Origin of the sequence: Rhizobium bangladeshense, from assembly GCF_001662075.1 — a bacterium.
Taxonomy (GTDB): Bacteria; Pseudomonadota; Alphaproteobacteria; order Rhizobiales; family Rhizobiaceae; genus Rhizobium; species Rhizobium bangladeshense_B.
This window is the reverse complement of record NZ_LYPL01000006.1, coordinates 245,258-261,057: the sequence shown is the minus strand read 5'-3', so window position 1 is coordinate 261,057 and position 15,800 is coordinate 245,258. Positions and strand designations below refer to the sequence as shown.

Below are 15,800 nucleotides of genomic sequence, written 5' to 3'. Positions count from 1 at the left end.
CCCTCCTTATGCCGCTTCGGCGGCCGAGCCGTAGAGCGCAGTCTTGAAGGGCTGCGGCCCGACACGGCGGTAGGCGGCTAGGAAGGTTTCGGTCGGATCGAGGCGCAGGCCGAGATAGGTGTCGACGATCGTCTCGATCGCGTCGGTCACCCGATCCGGCTCGAAGCCGCGACCGATAATTTCGCCGATCGAGGTATGTTCGTCGCCGGAGCCGCCGAGCGTGATCTGATAGAGTTCGGCACCCTTCTTCTCCACGCCGAGCAGGCCGATATGGCCGACATGGTGATGGCCACAGGCATTGATGCAGCCGGAGATCTTGATCTTCAGTTCGCCGATCTCGGCCTGGCGTTCAGGATTGCCGAAGCGACGGGAGATTTCCTGCGCCACCGGAATGGAGCGCGCATTGGCGAGCGCGCAGTAGTCCAGCCCCGGACAGGCAATGATATCGGTGATCAGGCCAGCATTGGCTTCAGCGAGATCGATGGCGACGAGGCCGCGATAGACCGCTTCGAGATCGGCCAGCGCCACATGCGGCAGGATCAGGTTCTGCTCGTGGCTGACGCGGATTTCGTCGAATGCATATTCCTCGGCGAGATCGGCGATCGCATCCATCTGCGCGTCGGTGGCGTCGCCCGGAATGCCGCCGATCGGTTTCAGCGAAATCGTCACCATGCCGTAGTCGGGGTTCTTGTGCGGCTGCACATTCTGCTGGACCCAGCGGGCGAAAGCCGGATCGGCCTTCTTCCAGCGGGCGAGGTTTTCCCATCCCTCGGCGCGCTGCGGCAGATCAGGCAGCGCGAAATAGGCGGCGATCGCCTCGACATCCTGTTCCGGCAGTTTCAGCTCGCTATTCTTCAGGGCGGCGAATTCGGCCTCCACCTGGCGCGTCAGCTCCTCGGTGCCGGTTTCGTGCACCAGGATCTTGATGCGTGCCTTGTATTTGTTGTCGCGGCGGCCGTGCAAGTTGTACACGCGCACGATCGCCGTGGTGTAGGAGAGCAGATCCTCCTCGGGCAGGAAGTCGCGGATGAGCTTGGCGATCATCGGCGTACGGCCCTGGCCGCCGCCGACATAGACGGCAAAACCGATCTCGCCCTTGTCGTTCTTCTTCAGGTGCAGACCGATATCGTGGACCTGGATGGCGGCGCGGTCGCGTTCGGCGCCGGTCACGGCGATCTTGAACTTGCGCGGCAGGAAGGAGAATTCCGGATGGACCGACGACCACTGGCGCAGGATTTCGGCATAGGGCCTGGGGTCGGCGATCTCGTCGGCGGCGGCACCGGCGAAGTGATCGGCAGTGACGTTTCTGATGCAGTTGCCCGAGGTCTGCAGTGCGTGCATCTCGACGCTCGCAAGGTCGGCCAGCGCATCGGGGATTTCCGACAGCTTCGGCCAGTTGAACTGGAGGTTCTGCCGCGTGGTGAAGTGGCCGTAGCCGCGGTCATAGGTGCGGGCGATATGGGCGAGCATGCGCAGCTGGCGCGCGCTCAGCGTTCCATAGGGAATGGCGATGCGCAGCATATAGGCATGAAGCTGCAGGTAGACGCCGTTCATCAGGCGCAGCGGCTTGAACGCATCCTCGGCAAGCTCGCCGGAAAGGCGGCGCTGAACCTGGTCGCGGAACTGCTCGACGCGCTCGCTGACAAAGGCATGATCAAATTCGTCGTAACGGTACATCGTCTTCCTCAGACTGCAATGAATTCGGGATCGGCGGGAGCGTAGCCCGGAGCATATTCCATGGTCGGCCCTTGTGCGCGGATGCGCTCGCGAAGGCGAAGCGGCCAGAGAATGCCGTTGGTTTCCTGAACGTCGACGACGGCGACGTCAACGACTTCGTTGTCGGCATAGGATTTCTTGCCGATGGCTTCCAGCGCTTCGACGGCTTCGTTGTGACGGGCGACAAGCGCCTCCTGCAGCGAGGTCGACCATTTGCCGTTGGCATCCAGCCAGACGGCAATGCCGTCCGTCAGCCGGTTGGCGGTCAGAACCTTGTCACCCATATTCAGCTCCTTGCAAGTTCCTCGAGCCGGGCGTTCGCACGCACCAGCGGCTCGGACAGTTCGAAATTGGCGCCGGCGACCGCATCGCCGATAATCACCATGACCGGTCCGGTCAGCTCGTCGCGGTGCTGCAGATCGGGCAGATCGGCAAGCGTGCCATGCAGCAGGCGGCGCTGCGCGCGGCTGGCATTTTCGATGACGGCGACTGTCGTTTCGGCGGGAATGCCGGCCTGCATCAGCCGCTCGGCGACGGAGGCGACAACCGTGCGGCCCATATAGACGGCGATCGTCGCGCCGGAGACGGCAAGGCTCGCCCAATCTGGCAGGACATCGCCCGTCAGATCATGGCCCGTGGTGAAAACAAGCGAGGAGGCGACGCCGCGCAGCGTCAGCGGCAGCTCGAAATCGGCAGCGGCGGCGAAAGCCGAGGTGATGCCGGGCACGACCTCATAGGTGATGCCGGCAGCGCGCAGCGCGGCCATCTCTTCGCCTGCCCGGCCATAGACCAGCGGGTCACCGGACTTGAGCCGAACGACACGTTTCCCCTGACGGCCGAGCTCGACCAACAGCTCGTTGATCTCCTCCTGTGATTTCGAATGGCAGCCCTTGCGCTTGCCGACCGACAGCCGCTCGGCATCGCGGCGGCCCATATCGACGATCGCCTGCGGCACGAGCGCGTCAAAAACGATGACGTCGGCTTCCATCATCACGCGCTGTGCGCGTAGCGTCAGCAGGTCCTCGGCACCCGGACCGGCACCGACCAGCCAGACATGGCCCGCGACCCTGTCCATAGACCCCAGCAGCCGGTCGGCTTCCTGGCGGGCCTGCGGCAGGTTGCCGTTGGCGACCGCATCGGCAACGGCGCCGGAAAAGAAGCGGCGCCAGAAAACCCGGCGGGAAACGCCACGGGGGATCAGTTGATCGACGGCCTTGCGGTAGCTCGTCGCCAGCGCAGCCAGACGCCCAAGCGATGGAGAAAGAAGCTGATCGATCTGGGCGCGGATCATCTGCGCCAGAACCGGCCCCGCCCCTTCAGTGCCGATCGCGACGGCAACGGGGGCACGATTGACCAGCGCCGGCGTGAAGAAATCGCAATAATCGGGCTGATCGACGGCATTGGCAGGAATGCTTGCGGCGCGGGCGGCATCGACGATCTCGCGGTCGTCGGCTTCATTGCCGGTGGCGGCGAAGACGAGTGCCGAACCCTTGACCTGGTCGGCGGAAAAACGGCCACGCACAGTTTCGATGCGGTTGGCGATCAGGAAAGCATGATAATCGGCTTCCGGCTTCTCGGCATAAGCGATAATCCGCGCGCGTGTATTGAGCAGCAGCCGCACCTTGGCGAAGGCTTCGTCGCCATTGCCAAAGACAGCCGTTTTCTGGCCCTCCACGCGAAAGAAGGCTGGAAATACCGAAAGCTGCTCAGTCTTGGGAGACATCATCAATCCACTTCGAAGTTGCCAGAATATGCCCGTGATCGACAAGGGATTGAAGGAACAGAAATTCGAAAGCCCCAGCAAGCGCGTATTCTTTTGCTCGCACCATCGGCGATTTGAGAAAAGTCAACCGTGCTGACGAAACCCACCTGTTCCCGCCCTCTTTGTTGCGGTGCAGTATAAAGCCTGTGACAAACAGCGTCCACCGGCGTTTGGCGCATTTCGCTCGCGCCTCCAAGGCGATAGACTGGGAAAAACCGGAGACGCCAATGCCTGACAAGACCATCGCCGCTCGCCTGCTTTCGGTGATCGAGAACGATATCCTGCCGCTCACCGAACGAGGCGTTTCGCTTGGCAACAAGGTGTTCGGCGCGGCGATCCTGCGCAAATCCGATCTGTCGCTCGTCGTCGCCGAGACCAATAACGAGTTGGAGAACCCGCTCTGGCACGGCGAGGTGCATACGCTGAAGCGCTTCTACGAACTTGGGGACAAGCCGGCGACCAAGGATCTGATCTTCCTGTCGACCCACGAACCCTGCACAATGTGCATGTCGGCGATCACCTGGGCGGGCTTCGACAATTTCTACTATTTCTTCAGCCATGAGGATTCCCGCGACGCCTTCGCCATTCCGCACGACCTGAAGATCCTCAAGGAGGTCTTCGGGCTTGAACCCGGCGGCTATCGCAGGCAGAACACCTTCTGGAACAGCTTTGCGGTCGCCGATCTGGTCGAGACCGAAGAGGCTTCGCTGAAGACGGCGCTCAAGGCGCAGACCGCCCGCATCAAGGCGCGCTACGACGCATTGTCGGCCAGCTACCAGTCGTCAAAGAGCGCCAACGATATTCCCCTCAACTGAGGATGCTGAACCGAGGCACCATGGAACCTTCAAAAGACATTTCGCGGCTGATCGAAATCATGGCGGCATTGCGTCATCCCGAGACTGGCTGCCCCTGGGATATCGAGCAGAATTTTCAGACGATCAAGCCCTATACGATCGAAGAGGCCTATGAGGTTTCGGACGCGATCGAACGCGGCGATATGGACGATCTCTGCGACGAACTCGGCGACCTGCTGCTGCAGGTGGTCTTCCATGCCCGCATGGCCGAGGAGGCCGGCGAGTTCTCCTTCGGCGACGTGGTCAACGCCATCACCACCAAGATGATCCGCCGCCACCCGCACGTCTTTGCCCGCTCGGAAGCGGATACACCCGACGCGGTGAAGATACAGTGGGACGAGATCAAGCAGGCGGAAAAACGCGAGCGCGCCGAGCGCCGGTCACAGCGCGGGATTACCGAGGATCTCAAGGGCGGCTTCCTCGGTTCCGTGCAGCGCAGTTTTCCGGCTTTGACGGAAGCGCTGAAGCTGCAGGAACGCGCCGCCAAGGTCGGCTTCGACTGGTCGGCGCCCGAGCCGATCCTCGACAAGATCGAGGAGGAGATCGGCGAATTGCGGATGGCGCTCAGAGACGGTGACCGCGCAAAGGTCAGCGACGAACTCGGCGACCTGATCTTCGCCGTCGTCAATATCGGCCGCCATGTGAAGGCGGATCCGGAACAGGCGCTGCGCGGAACGAATACGAAATTCAGACGCCGGTTCAACCATATAGAACATGTTCTTGAAGCGGAAGGTGAGACGCTTGAGGATGCGACGCTCGAGCGGATGGAGGAAATCTGGCAGGCGGCCAAGGCGATTGAACGGGCGGTAACGGCTTGGGGTGAGTGAGTTGGTGGGCGATCTCGACCCCACGCTCCGTCATGCTCGGCCTTGAGCCGAGCATCCACACCGCATCCGCCAGCGCCAGTGGCATGGATCCTCGGCTCAAGACCTAGGATGACGGAGAGGTGGGATTGGCTTCTCGCAGACTAGCCGGCCTGAGGAGCTAATGCATTGCCACGAGGAGCGAGGCACTGAGCGCAAGCGAAGGGCAACATGGATGTTCTGCGGTGCAGCCCCCTCATCCAACCCTTCGGGAAACCGACCGGGGTCCGCCGCGGGTCTCGACCCGTCCTTCGGACCCCGCTGAGGAGAAGGGAAAAAGCGTGCCCTACCGCTCCCAATCTTCCTTCGGAGCCTTCGGCCCGTTGCCGATGCGGCGCTCGAGTTCGGCGGCTTCGGTTTCGGAGAGGCGCAGATCGAGGGTGATCGAGCCGTCCTCGTTGTCTTCGCGCCCGTCGACGATCGCGTGGTCGTAGAGCCAGGGCAGCAGCGCCAGCTTGTCGACGGGAAGGCGGATGGTGGTTTCGGTCATGACGCCTGAAAGTCTTCGGCTGATCTCGTCCATCAGCGTGTCGACGCCCTCGCCGCTGACGGCGGAAACCGCGACGACGTTGCTGGCGCCGGCAGCCTTTTGCACCATGGCGTCGTGGACCTCGGGCTCCAGCCGGTCGATCTTGTTCCAGACCTCGATCAGCCGCTTCTCCGCTTCAGCCTCATCGATGCCGAGATCGCCGAGGATGCGCATTACGTCGGAGCTCTGCGCCTGGTTGTCGTCATCCGACATATCGCGGACATGCAGGATAAGATCGGCTTCGAGCACCTCTTCCAGCGTCGCCCGGAAGGCAGCGACGAGATGGGTCGGCAGGTCGGAGATGAAGCCGACGGTGTCGGACAGGATGACGGTTCGCCCATGCGGCAGCTTCATGCGGCGAAGCGTCGGGTCGAGCGTGGCAAAGAGCATGTCTTCGGCCAGTACGCCGGCGCCGGTGATGCGGTTGAACAGCGTCGACTTGCCGGCATTGGTATAACCGACAAGCGCCACGATCGGATGCGGCACCTTGCGGCGCTTGGCGCGGTGAAGCTGGCGGGTGCGCACGACCTGCTCCAGCTCGCGTTCGAGCTTAATGATGCGGTCTTGCAACAACCGCCGGTCGGCTTCGATCTGAGTTTCGCCGGGGCCGCCCATGAAGCCGCCGCCGCCGCGCTGGCGTTCAAGGTGGGTCCAGCTGCGAACCAGCCGGCCCTTCTGATAATTCAGATGCGCCAGATCGACCTGCAGCGTGCCCTCCTTGGTGGAGGCGCGGCGGCCGAAGATTTCGAGGATCAGGCCGGTGCGGTCGATGACCTTGGCGTTCCATTCCTTTTCGAGATTGCGCTGCTGCACCGGGGTCAGCGGATGATCGACGATGACGAGACCGGAATCGCGCTCGTCGAGCAGCGCCTTGATCTCCTCGATCTTGCCGGTGCCGAGCAGCGTCGCCGGTCTCGGATCGTTGACCGGCACGACCTGGCCGTTGACGACATCGAGGTCGATCGCCTGGGCCAGGCCCGTCGCCTCCTCCAGCCGGCTTTCCGGCGTGCGGGTCGAGGCCGATTCGGTCTGCCCGCCGCGGCTGCGCGATTTCAGAACCGGCACGACGACGGTCGCGCGCATATCGTCCCTGTGCTTGACGGCCTCAGGGATGATTGAATCGTTCTTGGTATCGCGTGTCGAAATGACGGCTGATCCTGTTAGGACGCGGCTTCTTCGCTCTCGAACATCTGCATCGGCTGACCCGGCATGATCGTCGAGATCGCATGCTTATACACCAGCTGCGAGTGGCCGTCACGACGAAGAAGAACACAGAAATTGTCGAAAGAGGTAACAACGCCCGTGAGTTTCACGCCGTTGATCAAAAAGATTGTCAGGGAAATCTTTTGCTTGCGAACAGTATTGAGAAATAAGTCCTGCAGATTCTGAGAACGTTCCGCCATCGCGCCGCTTCTTTCTTTATTGCCGACCTGATCTGGCCGGTTGAATATTAATCAACCTCTCAATGCAAGACCGGCGGCACCCTCATTCCACCTGTCCAGCAAATCTTGGTATCAAATCGCAATCTTTTCCGCAACGTCGAAAAAGGCTTCGCGGACTTTCTGCGAGACGCTGCCAGGGTGACCGTTGGCAATGGCTTGGCCATCGACGGAAACCACCGGAAAACAAATACTTGTGGCTGCCGTCAGGAAAACCTCGCGGGCTGCGAGCATCTCTGAAACGGAGAAATTCCGCTCGGCGATCTTTAGGCCCAGCTTCGCTGCGACATCCATCAAGGTGGTACGGGTAATGCCGCGCAGAATCCCGTGTTCGGCCGGCCGCGTGACCAGCGTCCCGTCCTTATCGACGATCCAGACATTGGTTGCCGCCCCTTCCTTCACCATGCCGTCGCCGTCGACATAGATTGCCTCCTGGGCGCCGGCCTCCTTGGCCTGCTGGCGGGCCATGGCGTTCGGCAGCAGGCCGACGGACTTGATGTCGACGCGGTCCCAGCGATTGTCGGTGACGGTGATCGCCTTGATGCCGTTGGCATTCTTGACCGCGATAATCTTGGGATCGGTGCTTTTGGCGGTGATGACAAGCGACGGCGGCGTGCCTTCGGCCGGGAAGACATGATCGCGCCGCGCGACGCCGCGCGTCACCTGCATATAGAATAGCCCGTTGCGGACATGGTTGCGGCGCAGGGTCTCGCGAATGACCTGCGTCAGCGCCGCCCGGCTCATCGGCCATGCGATGCGCAATTCTCCGAGCGACCGGTCGAGACGGTTCAGATGGCGCGTGAGGTCGACGATATAGCCGTGACGCACCTCGCAGACCTCGTAGACCCCGTCGGCGAACTGATAGCCGCGATCCTCGATATGCACGCTCGCATCGGAATGCTTGACGTAACGGCCGTTCACATAGGCGATTCTCGGCATGGGAAACCCTGGTCTTCCGGGAGCAATATGAGGGATGGCGCGGCTCTGCCGCGCCTGTTAGACGCCGAGCGACTTCAGCTTGCGGTGCAGCGCCGAACGCTCCATGCCGACGAATTCGGCGGTGCGGGAGATATTGCCGCCGAAGCGGTTGATCTGGGCGATCAGGTAATCCTTCTCGAACATCTCGCGGGCTTCGCGCAGCGGCAGCGTCATGATGTGATAATCGTTCTTGGCCGAAACCTTGGGCAGCATGTCGCCGAGATCGGTCGGCAACATATCGGCGGTGATCGGCGCGTCCGGCCCGTCGGTGCGGGCGAGAATCATCAGCCGCTCGATATTGTTGCGCAGTTGGCGGATATTGCCCGGCCAGTCATGAGCCTGCAGCACGGCCATGGCGTCGTCGCCGATCCGGCGCGGGCGAATACCGGCCTGTTCGGAAATCTGGCGCATTAGCTGGTCGACGAGGAAGGGAATATCCTCGCGCCGCTCGGCCAGTGCTGGCACGCGCACCGGCACGACGGCGAGGCGATGATAGAGATCCTCGCGGAACCAGCCTTCGGCGATGCGGCTTTCGAGATTATAGGCGGTCGAAGAGATGATGCGAACATCGACCTTGACGCGCTTGGAGCCGCCGACGCGCTCGAACTGCTGGTCGACAAGCACACGCAGGATCTTGTTCTGCGTCTCGCGCGGCATCTCGCCGACCTCGTCGAGATAGAGGATGCCGCGATGGGCCTCCTCGAGCGCGCCGATCTTGCGCGCCTGGCCGGGCGTGCCCTCGGTGCCGAAGAGCGCCACTTCCATGCGATCGGGCGTGATGTTGGCGGCGTTCAGCGCCACGAAGGGGCCGTTGGCGCGCGCCGACTTCTTATGGATCATCCGCGCCACCAGCTCCTTGCCGGAGCCGGAGGCACCAAGGATCATGATGCGGCTGTTGGTCGGCGAGACCTTCTCGATCGTCTGGCGGAGTTGCGAGACGGCGACCGAGGTGCCGATCAGCTCCAGGGCATCGCCGGTGCGCCGCTTCAGCTCGGAAACCTCGCGCTTCAGCTTGGAATTTTCCAGCGCCCGCTCGGCAATTAGGATCAGCCGGTCGGCCTTGAAGGGCTTCTCGATGAAATCGAAAGCGCCGCGCTTGATGGCCGAGACGGCGGTCTCGATGTTGCCATGGCCCGAGATCATCACGACCGGCAGATCGGGATGGCGGGTCTTGATCTCGTCGAGCAGCGACAGGCCGTCGAGCTTGCTGCCCTGCATCCAGATATCGAGGAAGATCAGCCGCGGCACACGGTCGGAGATCGCCGCCAGCGCGCTGTCGCTGTCATGGGCCGTGCGTGTTTCGTGTCCCTCGTCCGAGAGAATGCCGGAAACGATCTCGCGAATATCGTGCTCGTCATCGACGACGAGAATATCAGAGGCCATAAACACTTTCCTTGTCATTGGCTGCGGGAGCGGCAGGCGTCGGATCCCGGCGCGGCAGATGCACGCGGATCATGGCCCCTCTTCCCCGGTCAAAATCGGCGGGCGCATCGTGCAGCTCCAGCTGCCCGCCATGTTCCTCGATGATCTTCTTGACGATGGCGAGGCCAAGGCCGGTGCCCTTCTCACGCATCGTCATATAGGGTTCCAGAATGCTGTGGCGGTTCTCCACCGGCAGCCCGCGGCCATTGTCGATCACGTCGACGGTGAAGCGGTCGCGGCCGGGATCGAGGGCTGCCCGGACGAGGATCTTGCGCTCGTCGCGCTCGTCGCTCGGAACCGCCTCGATCGCCTCCACGGCATTCTTGATGAGATTGCCGAAGGCCTGGCCGAGCATGCGGCTGTCGAACAGGCCCTCCAGCGGCTGGTCACCGAAATCCCGCTCGAAGGTGACGTGGTGGTTGCCCATCTCGCGCAGGAAGATCGCGTCGCGCAGGATATCGCGCAGGTCGCTCGGCTCCTTGGTCGGCTTCGGCATGCGGGCGAAGGCGGAGAATTCGTCGACCATGCGGCCTATATCGCCGACCTGGCGGATGATTGTATCGGTGCACTGGTCGAAGACAGTCCGGTCGTCCTGGTCGATCTGCTTGCCGTAGCGGCGCTGGATGCGCTCGGCCGACAGCTGGATCGGCGTCAGCGGGTTCTTGATCTCATGGGCGATGCGCCGCGCCACGTCGCCCCAGGCGGTCGAGCGCTGGGCGATGACGAGGTCGGTGATGTCGTCGAGCGTGATCACGTAGGATTCGCTCATGTCGCGCACCTCTTCGCGCGTCACCTGGACGCTCAGCGTCCTCACCGTGCCGCCGCGCACCAGCGCGATCTGCTTGCGGAAATCGCCGCGATGGCGCACTGCCGCCTCGGTCAGCACCTGATCGACCTCGGGGGCGATATCGGCCAGCTGCTTGCCTAGCATCGCCTCGGCCGACAGCGACATCAGCGTTTCAGCCGAGCTGTTGACGATGGCGATGCGGCGGTCCTGTTCGACGCCGATGACGGCGGCGGTAACACCAGACAGCACCGCCTCGATGAACCGGCGGCGGTCGTCGACCTCGTCCTTGGCCTCGAGGATTTCATCGCGCTGGGTGCGGATTTCCGAGATCATCTTGTTGAAGGTGCGCGAGAGATTGGCGACGTCGCCATCGACGGCATGCACCGGCACGACGATGTCCATGTTGCCCGAGGCGACGCTGTCGGCCGCGGTGATCAGCAGCCGGATCGGCCGCACGATGCGATCGGCAACGGCAATTGCCGTCCAGATCGCTGCCAAGAGCACGATCAGCGCGAAGCCGATGTAGAGAACCGCGAAGGCGACCTGCAGCGAGAAACGATTGGCCTCCATCGAGCGGTATTCGGTGGCGTTCTCCTCCATCATGCGCATGGCGCCCATGACCTTGGGATCGACCGCGCGCACCGTATAGAGGAAGGTGCCCGGGATGGCATCGAGCTTGATGATGGCGCCGACAAGGTTGGTGACGCCGGGTGGGATCAGCGTCGGCTGGCCGGCTGCCGCCTTTTGCAGCGCGTCCTGCGGAATGGCCGGCAACGGTTTTTCCGTGGTGATATCGGCTTGGACGACCACTGAACCGTCGCTTTCGACCAGGAAGGCCCCGAGCAGGCCGCGGCCCCTCGCCTGGCGCGTCATCAGTTCGGCAAAGCCCGTCCTGTCGAGGCTGTAGAGGGCCCGGTTGCGCTCCAGGTCGTTGGCCATGGAAACCGTCTGCCCCTGCAGGTAGCTGGCGTTCTCCATCATGTAGGCCTGGCCGATATTGCGCGACGAGCTGACGATCGACTGGGTGCGCAGCGCAAACCAGCGATCAAGGCCGGCATTCAGCGTGATACTGGCGAAGATGGCGACGAGGATCGCCGGCGTGATCGCGACGATCGAGAAGAGCACGACGATGCGGATGTGCAGGCGTGCTGCCGCCCTGCCCCGGGTGCGTGCCTTCAGCAGCCTCGCCACCTCGCGGCCGATCAGCGCCAGCAGCGTCAGAACGAAGAAGGAATTGACGATCACCGAGGTGATGACGACATGCGATGTCGGCGCAATTGGCGTCAGGCCGAGCAGCACGAAGAGCGTTACCGTGGCGCAGAGAAGCGCGCCGCCGGCGAGCACGAGGCCGGGCACGGCGAAAAGGGCGCGGCGATCGGTCACCGTCGTCACCGCCTCGCCCGCCGCCGCCGGCGCTACCCCATCCTGCGTCATTCGGCCTCTCTTCGGACGGCACTCTGCCGCCCTGCCCGCCGATCGAAACCAAACAACGCCGGCTTAAGAAAGCCAGCGTCGGAACGACTCGATCGGGAGCGAAATGTCCAAAACTCTTGCGTGACCTTTAAGCAACGCATTGTGGCGAAAATGCAACGCGCTCTGTCGCGTTGTCAAGCCGCGCCTGGCCCTCGGAGCGTCACAATGGAGTGTTCCCCACGCCTTTGCAATTCGCTTGGCAATCGTAGCTTCCGGGGTCTTGCCACTCTGCTCGTGTGAACTCCTGCCCTTCTCTAGCTCAATATCCGAAATGGGCTTTCGCAATCAGGTAGAAAACAAGAGGCATCATGAGTATTGCTATGACGAGCATCCAGGCCTGCCGATAAAGCTGGAATTGATTCTTCAAGCGCAACGGAATTAGAGGGCTTTGCAGATCGATCTGAGGGAGCCCTTTGCCGATTTTGGTCACCAGGTTAGGACCGTATTTGTTGATCTTGCTGGTAAGGCGCTCCAACACGAGAAGCATGCAAACGTGAAAGATCGCAGCCGCCAGAAGACCTCCGATCGCGAAAACTCCAAGAAAATGCAATCCCGCCTCCCCATCGTCACGGTTGCAAAAGACCTTTCGCAGCCAATCCACCTGGCCGCAGCCACCACGGTGGGCCACGGAGCCGCTAAGCTAAGCCACCCGCGCTTTGCCTCGATGGGCCTTCGTTTCGCCCGCCGAGGAATATTTGTCCAGCTAGAATCGACGTGGACCTTCCGGCTTATTTCCTGCAATCGCATCGATCCGCTCCATCACCTCCGATGTCATCTTGTGCCGGTGCGAGAGGGCCGCGAGGTTGTCCTGCAACTGGCTGGCGCGTGAGGCGCCGAGAATGACGGTGGAGACGTTGGGATTGGCGAGGCACCACAGAAGGGCGAGATGGGTGATCGACAGGCCGATCTCATCGGCGAGTTTTGCGAGCTGGCCGACCTGTTGGAGCTGGGCACGGCCAGCGTCGCTCGACCACCTCTCCTTCAGCCATTCATAGCCTGGCAGGTTCATACGGCTGTCGGCCGGCACGCCGTTATTGTATTTGCCGGTCAGAACGCCCGAGGCGAGCGGCGACCAGATGGTGGTGCCGAGGCCGACGAGGTCATAGAGCGGGAGATAATCGGATTCGACCTTCTGGCGCTCGAAGATGTTGTACTGCGGCTGCTCCATCGTCGGCGGCGTGATGCGCAGGTCCCGGGCCACGGCGTAGGCTTCCGTCAATTGCTGCGCCGACCATTCCGATGTCCCCCAATAGAGCACCTTGCCCTGGGCGACGAGATCGTGCATCGCCCGGACCGTTTCCTCGATCGGCGTATCGATGTCAGGGCGATGGCAGAAATAGAGGTCGAGATAGTCGACCTGAAGCCGCTTCAGCGCCGCATGGCAGGCATCGGTCACATGCTTGCGCGACAGGCCGCGCTGCGTCGGCTTCTCCCCTCCCCAGAAAACCTTGCTGGAGACGACGAAGCTGTCGCGGCTCCAACCGAGCGCCTTCAGCGCCTCGCCCATGACGAGCTCGGACTTGCCGCTTTCGTATCCTTCGGCATTGTCGAAGAAGTTCACCCCGTTATCGTAGGCAAGCCGCATGAGGTCGACGGCGTCGCCGCCGTTCACCTGCTTGCCGAAAGTGACCCATGAGCCGAAGGAGAACTCGCTCACCTTCAGGCCCGATTTTCCCAAACGACGATATTCCATCATGCAGCTCCCAGACGTTATGAACATGTGCGGGGCAACCGGCGTCGACGTCGCACGAGCGATCCGCGTAATCTATGGCATGAACAAAGATATGCGAGGCCTAGCCCCACCAAATCGACCGGCATGAAACCACGACGTCGCAGCTCGCGTCAGCCCCGCTCGTAAAGAAAAAGGGCGCTCCGCGACTTAAGTCGGGGCGCCCATGGCATGCGGTCGAGGACAGTTGCGGCGGAAATCGACAGCAGCAACAGCAGATGAAGAGATTCGGAACAGATAGGCAACACGGAGGAGGTTATGGCCGGTCGATCGGCACATGTCATCCACCTGTTATCCACAGCCTATCCACAGGAGCGGCGGCGACGACCTCAGCAACTTCAATGACATTCGGCCGGCGGCAAACAATAGCTCACAAATACTATGTGACCATCGAATGACACTGCGCTTTTGTTTGCGGGCGCAGATACAAACCGCGATCCGGCTCGGATAGATTTACTCTGTTCCCGACCGTGGCGGCGGATACTGGGAGGAGGAGGCGGTGAGCCAACGAGGGGCTCACCGCCTTTTTCAGGCGGTGCGGGAGCTTCTATAAACAGAGACGCCCAATTCCCTGATTTTCTTGCGCAACCGAGGAGGTCGGCCGCCTTGATCTGGTTGCCGCGCGTTGCTTTGAGCGCAGCGAGAATCAGCGGATATTCCATCTCGTTCAGCACGCGGTCATAGAGGCCGGGCGCGGCAGATTGTCCCCGAAGCCTGCGAAGTAGCACAGGCAGTTTGATCCAACGCAACGCTTGAACCCGGGATTCATCGTATCCCTAAGAGCAGCTCCATAGGCATGGAGGATAATGGCTCAAAGGGTAGATTCAGAATGTCCATGTTCAGACTGCCAACTATCACTCTGCTGGCCTTGCTCGGTGGCGTCGGTGCCATGGGCATCGCGTTCGCCCAGACGAAAAGTCCAGACCCGGCTCAGTCAGAGGCTAAGCCCGCGGCCGGAGGATCGGAAATGATGCCCGGCATGATGAGCCGCAACATGATGTCATCGTCGTCGTCGATACTGATGGGGACGGCGCAATTTCTTTCGAAGAGTTGACCGCAATCCACAAACGCGACTTCGGCGCGGTCGACGCAAACGATGACCGCAAAGTCACACCTGAACAAATGTAGGCGTTTATGCAGAACATGTGACCGGCAGCTCGGCATTTGCCACCCCATGTGAGCAGCTACCACCAACTCCAGGTGCGCAGCTCCTTCGGGGCTTGCCTTACGCGGGGGCGCCGTGCCGAGGCCAGAGAAACCGGAGCGCCGGCAATTGCGTTATATCAATGCCGACTTGCGACGAATGGAGATAGATCATTGCGATCGCGGCGGTCCGCGAGACATGGAGCAGGACATGGCGGCACAATATTTTCTCCCGCTATCAACATATCCCGATTCAAGTTCAGGACTGATCATTTCGAACGCTGTAGCGTTTGCTGGGCACTACGGTGCAAGTCTTCACGCCTGCGCGCTAAGGGTCGGGATTCCGCATATTCCCAACGCCTGGTCGTCGTTGCTGCTCGATACTCCAAAGATGATCGAGCATGCCGAGACTCTGAGCCGTGATCGTGCCGAAACGCTGATTGCAGCAGCGACCAACCTCGCAGCGAGCGCCAAGGTTGAATTATCTTCCCGAACGGTCAAGACCACCTTGCCTCTATTGCACGAGACGGCAGCCACGGAAGCACGCTTCTTCGATCTGGCCATTCTCGAATGTGTCGCGGACGTTCCAGACACCCGTATTGTCGCCGAAGCGGTCCTATTCGGCTCTGGCCGGCCGGCCGTCATCTTTCCCAACAAGACCCTTGCAGGCCCAATCGACCATCTGGTCATCGCCTGGGACGGAAGCCGAGCCGCAGCTCGGGCCGTCAGCGATGCAAACCCATTCATTCACAAGGCCAAGCGGGTTTCGGTCCTATCTCTGACGGGCGAAAAACCGCTGCCGGAAACAACCGGGGCGCATCTCGCTGAGATCTTGGTTTCGAGCGGCGTCAATGCAAGCGCAACGGTCGCTCGCTTTACGTCGTCATCGATCGGTCAGAGCATTCAACAAACAGCACTGGAACTGAGCGCCGATATGCTGGTCATGGGAGGATTTGGACACTCGAGATTGCGAGATTTCGTTCTGGGTGGAGCAACCGATGGCGTCTTGGAAAAGCCTCTGCTCCCGGTGCTCATGTCACATTGAAGGAAACTGCCCGCATGGGTCTGTGACCTGCTTCCGCCCGTTTCCGAGTCATAGCCGCCG

16 protein-coding genes and 1 pseudogene are annotated in these 15,800 nt (G+C 61.7%); 5 read left to right on the top strand and 12 right to left on the bottom strand.

Annotation, left to right across the window (positions count from 1 at the left end; translation table 11 throughout):
• Positions 1 to 6: 6 nt before the first annotated feature.
• Genes A7X77_RS14855 through A7X77_RS14840 form a run of 4 tightly spaced genes read right to left on the bottom strand, consistent with a single transcriptional unit; the run spans position 7 to position 3,722 of the window.
• A complete protein-coding gene (locus A7X77_RS14855; RefSeq protein ID WP_064683641.1) occupies positions 7 to 1,677 on the bottom strand; it encodes a nitrite/sulfite reductase in 1,671 nt (556 codons plus the stop codon).
• An 8-nt stretch (positions 1,678 to 1,685) separates the two neighbouring features.
• Complete coding sequence (locus tag A7X77_RS14850; RefSeq protein ID WP_010014500.1) at positions 1,686 to 2,000, bottom strand: DUF2849 domain-containing protein; 315 nt, start codon at positions 1,998 to 2,000, stop codon at positions 1,686 to 1,688.
• Between the two features lie 2 nt (positions 2,001 to 2,002).
• Entirely contained in the window at positions 2,003 to 3,439 is a 1,437-nt protein-coding gene (gene cysG / locus A7X77_RS14845; protein ID WP_064683745.1) for a siroheme synthase CysG, read from the bottom strand.
• Positions 3,423 to 3,722, bottom strand: a complete 300-nt coding sequence (locus tag A7X77_RS14840) for a hypothetical protein (protein ID WP_064683640.1) — start codon at positions 3,720 to 3,722, stop codon at positions 3,423 to 3,425. The genes cysG and A7X77_RS14840 overlap by 17 nt, the downstream gene beginning before the upstream one ends.
• On the opposite strand from A7X77_RS14840, the gene A7X77_RS14835 reads away from it, so the two are divergent.
• Both A7X77_RS14835 and mazG read left to right on the top strand, forming a co-directional pair.
• Positions 3,706 to 4,293 carry a deaminase gene (locus tag A7X77_RS14835; RefSeq protein ID WP_064683639.1) on the top strand — a complete coding sequence of 196 codons (588 nt, stop codon included), beginning with the start codon at positions 3,706 to 3,708 and terminating at the stop codon, positions 4,291 to 4,293. The genes A7X77_RS14840 and A7X77_RS14835 overlap by 17 nt on opposite strands.
• Positions 4,294 to 4,313: 20 nt before the next feature.
• Positions 4,314 to 5,159 (top strand): nucleoside triphosphate pyrophosphohydrolase, encoded by an 846-nt coding sequence (gene mazG / locus A7X77_RS14830; protein ID WP_064683638.1) that lies wholly within the window; start codon positions 4,314 to 4,316, stop codon positions 5,157 to 5,159.
• 322 nt (positions 5,160 to 5,481) lie between these two features.
• Here the strand turns inward: mazG and hflX are convergent, their stop codons facing one another.
• From hflX to A7X77_RS33075, 8 genes and pseudogenes are all read right to left on the bottom strand, one after another.
• On the bottom strand, positions 5,482 to 6,807 hold the full coding sequence (hflX, locus tag A7X77_RS14825) for a GTPase HflX (RefSeq protein WP_064683637.1): 1,326 nt from the start codon (positions 6,805 to 6,807) through the stop codon (positions 5,482 to 5,484).
• A 77-nt stretch (positions 6,808 to 6,884) separates the two neighbouring features.
• Positions 6,885 to 7,127, bottom strand: coding sequence for an RNA chaperone Hfq (hfq, locus tag A7X77_RS14820; protein ID WP_003539403.1), 243 nt, complete (start codon positions 7,125 to 7,127; stop codon positions 6,885 to 6,887).
• 111 nt (positions 7,128 to 7,238) lie between these two features.
• Positions 7,239 to 8,102 (bottom strand): D-amino-acid transaminase, encoded by an 864-nt coding sequence (locus A7X77_RS14815; RefSeq protein WP_064683636.1) that lies wholly within the window; start codon positions 8,100 to 8,102, stop codon positions 7,239 to 7,241.
• Between the two features lie 57 nt (positions 8,103 to 8,159).
• A complete protein-coding gene (locus A7X77_RS14810; RefSeq protein ID WP_064683635.1) occupies positions 8,160 to 9,524 on the bottom strand; it encodes a sigma-54-dependent transcriptional regulator in 1,365 nt (454 codons plus the stop codon).
• Positions 9,514 to 11,784 carry a sensor histidine kinase NtrY-like gene (locus A7X77_RS14805; protein WP_064683634.1) on the bottom strand — a complete coding sequence of 757 codons (2,271 nt, stop codon included), beginning with the start codon at positions 11,782 to 11,784 and terminating at the stop codon, positions 9,514 to 9,516. Before A7X77_RS14805 ends, A7X77_RS14810 begins: the two co-directional genes overlap by 11 nt.
• Before the next feature lie 298 nt (positions 11,785 to 12,082).
• Positions 12,083 to 12,373, bottom strand: a complete 291-nt coding sequence (locus tag A7X77_RS14800; RefSeq protein WP_064683633.1) for a hypothetical protein — start codon at positions 12,371 to 12,373, stop codon at positions 12,083 to 12,085.
• A gap of 153 nt (positions 12,374 to 12,526) precedes the next feature.
• Positions 12,527 to 13,516 (bottom strand): potassium channel beta subunit family protein, encoded by a 990-nt coding sequence (locus A7X77_RS14795; protein ID WP_064683632.1) that lies wholly within the window; start codon positions 13,514 to 13,516, stop codon positions 12,527 to 12,529.
• A 564-nt stretch (positions 13,517 to 14,080) separates the two neighbouring features.
• Positions 14,081 to 14,282, bottom strand: a pseudogene (locus A7X77_RS33075) (helix-turn-helix domain-containing protein); the annotation flags it as partial.
• 99 nt (positions 14,283 to 14,381) lie between these two features.
• On the opposite strand from A7X77_RS33075, the gene A7X77_RS14790 reads away from it, so the two are divergent.
• The 3 genes from A7X77_RS14790 (at position 14,382) to A7X77_RS14785 (ending at position 15,740) form a co-directional block, all read left to right on the top strand.
• Positions 14,382 to 14,606: a hypothetical protein gene (locus A7X77_RS14790; RefSeq protein ID WP_432431341.1), complete on the top strand. Its 225-nt coding sequence runs from the start codon at positions 14,382 to 14,384 to the stop codon at positions 14,604 to 14,606.
• A complete protein-coding gene (locus A7X77_RS34415; protein WP_432431343.1) occupies positions 14,555 to 14,680 on the top strand; it encodes a hypothetical protein in 126 nt (41 codons plus the stop codon). Before A7X77_RS14790 ends, A7X77_RS34415 begins: the two co-directional genes overlap by 52 nt.
• 175 nt (positions 14,681 to 14,855) lie before the next feature.
• Entirely contained in the window at positions 14,856 to 15,740 is an 885-nt protein-coding gene (locus A7X77_RS14785) for a universal stress protein (RefSeq protein ID WP_064683631.1), read from the top strand.
• The last annotated feature ends 60 nt before the right edge of the window (positions 15,741 to 15,800 follow it).

Coding starts and splice junctions, on each gene's coding strand:
- A7X77_RS14855 (WP_064683641.1), bottom strand. CDS start 1,677: ATGTACCGTTACGACGAATTTGATCATGCCTTTGTCAGCGAGCGCGTC.
- A7X77_RS14850 (WP_010014500.1), bottom strand. CDS start 2,000: ATGGGTGACAAGGTTCTGACCGCCAACCGGCTGACGGACGGCATTGCC.
- cysG (WP_064683745.1), bottom strand. CDS start 3,439: ATGTCTCCCAAGACTGAGCAGCTTTCGGTATTTCCAGCCTTCTTTCGC.
- A7X77_RS14835 (WP_064683639.1), top strand. CDS start 3,706: ATGCCTGACAAGACCATCGCCGCTCGCCTGCTTTCGGTGATCGAGAAC.
- A7X77_RS14840 (WP_064683640.1), bottom strand. CDS start 3,722: ATGGTCTTGTCAGGCATTGGCGTCTCCGGTTTTTCCCAGTCTATCGCC.
- mazG (WP_064683638.1), top strand. CDS start 4,314: ATGGAACCTTCAAAAGACATTTCGCGGCTGATCGAAATCATGGCGGCA.
- hflX (WP_064683637.1), bottom strand. CDS start 6,807: ATGCGCGCGACCGTCGTCGTGCCGGTTCTGAAATCGCGCAGCCGCGGC.
- hfq (WP_003539403.1), bottom strand. CDS start 7,127: ATGGCGGAACGTTCTCAGAATCTGCAGGACTTATTTCTCAATACTGTT.
- A7X77_RS14815 (WP_064683636.1), bottom strand. CDS start 8,102: ATGCCGAGAATCGCCTATGTGAACGGCCGTTACGTCAAGCATTCCGAT.
- A7X77_RS14810 (WP_064683635.1), bottom strand. CDS start 9,524: ATGGCCTCTGATATTCTCGTCGTCGATGACGAGCACGATATTCGCGAG.
- A7X77_RS14805 (WP_064683634.1), bottom strand. CDS start 11,784: ATGACGCAGGATGGGGTAGCGCCGGCGGCGGCGGGCGAGGCGGTGACG.
- A7X77_RS14795 (WP_064683632.1), bottom strand. CDS start 13,516: ATGGAATATCGTCGTTTGGGAAAATCGGGCCTGAAGGTGAGCGAGTTC.
- A7X77_RS14790 (WP_432431341.1), top strand. CDS start 14,382: ATGTCCATGTTCAGACTGCCAACTATCACTCTGCTGGCCTTGCTCGGT.
- A7X77_RS14785 (WP_064683631.1), top strand. CDS start 14,856: ATGGAGATAGATCATTGCGATCGCGGCGGTCCGCGAGACATGGAGCAG.